Source organism: Pedobacter sp. (assembly GCF_035566355.1).
Taxonomy (GTDB): Bacteria; Bacteroidota; Bacteroidia; order Sphingobacteriales; family Sphingobacteriaceae; genus Pedobacter.
Genome location: NZ_DATMRL010000017.1, coordinates 1 through 2,905 on the forward strand (window position 1 = coordinate 1; position 2,905 = coordinate 2,905).

2 protein-coding genes and 1 pseudogene are annotated in these 2,905 nt (G+C 43.1%); all 3 read right to left on the reverse strand.

Annotation, left to right across the window (positions count from 1 at the left end):
- Positions 1-860: pseudogene (locus VNZ46_RS00585) on the reverse strand (glycoside hydrolase family 92 protein); the annotation flags it as partial.
- Positions 857-1,381: a DUF1735 domain-containing protein gene (locus VNZ46_RS00590; RefSeq protein ID WP_325558121.1), complete on the reverse strand. Its 525-nt coding sequence runs from the start codon at positions 1,379-1,381 to the stop codon at positions 857-859. The pseudogene VNZ46_RS00585 and the gene VNZ46_RS00590, both read right to left, overlap by 4 nt.
- Before the next feature lie 54 nt (positions 1,382-1,435).
- Positions 1,436-2,905 (reverse strand): SusD/RagB family nutrient-binding outer membrane lipoprotein (locus VNZ46_RS00595; protein ID WP_325558122.1); only part of this gene is annotated, 1,470 nt, incomplete at its 5' end.

The following is a 2,905-nucleotide window of genomic DNA, read 5'->3' on the forward strand; positions in this document are numbered from 1 at the left end:
ATATTTTCCCGTGCGTTCTCTATACTTACGGGGGATAGGGCAACCTTAACCAAAAGTTCGTTTTTAACTCTGGCATCAAAGTTTAAGGCCGCTTTGATACTGCTTCCATTCTGCACTGCAGCATGTTCATATCCCTTCCTGCCATTAAACAAGACTGAGTTTACCATAGGCTGGGAGAATTCCGCATGGAAATAAACCTTCCTTAATTTTGCCCAGCCAGTCAGGATCCGGTATCCCTCTATAGTTTTATTGTCTACAACTCTGATCTCTGCTCCAATTATTTTGCAGGACCAGTAAGGACGTTTCTTGTCCATGGAATGGTCCAGATCCAGGATCACATGGGCCTGCTCTGTTTTTGGAAAAGTATAACGGTGCATCCCTACATGTTCCGTAGAGGTCAACTCTGCATTTATACCGTAATCCTGCAGTTTAACCTGGTAATAACCTGGTCTGGCCGATTCCTTCTGGTGTGAAAAACGGGAGCGGAAACCGCTCCCCTGTATTTTTTCATCTCCTGCTGCAGAACGGATCTCTCCGGTGGTCGGCATCATCAAGATATCAAATAAATCAGCTACACCTGTCCCACTCAAGTGGGTATGACTAAAACCTACAATGGTTTTATCATTGTAGTCATAGCCTGAAGCTGGATTATCCGGGTTATCCTGTGTATCCGGACTCAGCTGAACAAAACCAAAGGGTGTTGTAGCCCCGGGAAAATTACTGCCCGAAAGGCTGTTCTTATCCACTGCTCCGGTACCAATAAATGGATTCACATAACTGGTCAGTTTTACCTCTTTTTGTTGTGCGTAAAGGCTGGCACTTAAAAGCAGACCAGCAACAAACAGTGTGTTTTTTATCATGATTGTTTAAGGGTAATGACAGAGATCAGTGTACCAAAGTTACCGCTTATGGTATAACCTCCACCATCAGTAATTGTAATTGGCAGGGCGTAGGTTTTGGTAGGGTCCAGATTTAGGGTATTGATCTTTATTGGAAACTTCACTTTTCTCTGCCCTGCTGGAATGGTAATTTTATTAGACGCCAAACTGTAACCGTTAGAAGGTATCATCGTATAATTTTTCCCGTTCACGCTATTGAATTTTGTCAGGGCAGCCGCGTCCACCGTCAATGTCACCACTACATCAGCTGTATTTGCCTCTGGTGCCGCATAATTAACATAGATAAAGTAATCAGAAGGTATTTCTGAAATAGTAAAGGACGCAGCAATAGAATTACCGGCACCATTTCCTGCAGAAGAGCCCACAGGAAGTTCAATAACTGGTTTGTTTTGTGTAAAATCAGGCTGGGAATTGTCTTTTAAACAAGAAGATAAACTTCCTGCCAGAACAATTGCAGCGATATAAGTGGATATTCTTTTCATTGGAATAAATTTTGTCATCTGTTAAAAAACATTTAAACGCTTTATTAATCTTATTTAATTAACATCCCAAAAAATCCTGGAAGTGAACTGACTGATCTGACCTTGCGCCAATACATTGTCGGGATTGTAATTGTATTCGCTTTGCGGATACAGCATTCGCACCGGAATTTTACGGGTTGTAGCCGCGGGATTATCAGAAACGGGAATATCTGCAGGGATGTTCAGCCTTCTGAAATCTGCCCAGGATTCCATATCATTGATCCCGTTCATTGCTGCCCATTTCTGTGTAATGATCAGTTTGAGTTTGTCTGTGGCCAAATCCCAATTGCTGATGTCACTTTGTGCCAGATAAGCGGTTACACCATCTGCGCCCAGGTAACTAAAGTTCTGCGTTACCGCCTGTTCATAGAATCCACGTGCACTGCCTGCAATATAACCCCTTTGAGCAGCCTCTGCCTGAAGAAATAAACTTTCAAAATTGGTGAATAAAGGCTGCGGCATATCAGCACCTTTTAACAAACCTCTTCCTATAGAAGACCTGTTGATCGGATCATCAGCGGGAGAAGTTGCGGTAGGTCCAAAACGACTGCCGGAATAAGTTGTTCCTTTTCCGTCATTGAGTGTAGTATACAACTTGCCTAGTCTGGGATCATGATTGTTCTGATAAAAGTTGATGGCATACTCACTGGCAATATAATAGCGGTGATTGTCTACAGGTGCATTCGCAGGAGAATAGCCAAAGTTCTTCCAAAACGGATTTTGTTTTCCGTCAGAATTGGTATAACCTGGATTCACAAAAGCGCCCCCATCTTTTTCCATACCGATATACCCCATGCCATTCGCATTGATCTTTGCAATTTCGCTGTTGATATAGCCAGCCCTTCCAGGCATTTCTGACTGGCGCAACAATAACCTCAGTTTCAAAGTATTTGCAAAGCGTCCCCATTTCATGGCATCTCCTTTATACATGATGTCAAAGTTCCCGTCATTTGTGCTGACCTTTCCAATATTCGCTTTAAATAGACTGGCCGCCGTATCCAGTTGTTTGGCCAGGTCTTCGTAAATATCCTGGGCTTTATCGTAAGCTGGTCTGATCACAGCAGTCGATTTCAGGGCCTCACTGTAAGGCACGTTGTTATAAATATCCACCAGGTTCTGAAAATCATAAGCCTTCATCGTTTTAGAAACTGCCACATAAAATGGGTTCTTTAACTCCAGTCCCTTCCTCCCCACATAATCATAGTCTTCCAGATTGTGGTACAGGTTATTCCACATATTTACCAGAGGTCCATAATTGCTGGTAAACTGATAACTCCGTTCTTCTGCAAAGGCTGCCACAGCCCCGCTAAAATTCCAATATCCGATCCATGCCGCAGAAAAGGCATAGAACTCGGTAGAACCTGTCGTACTGGTCGCCGTTGAATTCAAGGCATTGGTCAACACCAGTCCCGGCGTTACATTGGACGGTTTATTGGGATTTTTGTTGATATCTAAATAATCTTTAGAGCAAGCACTTAATACACA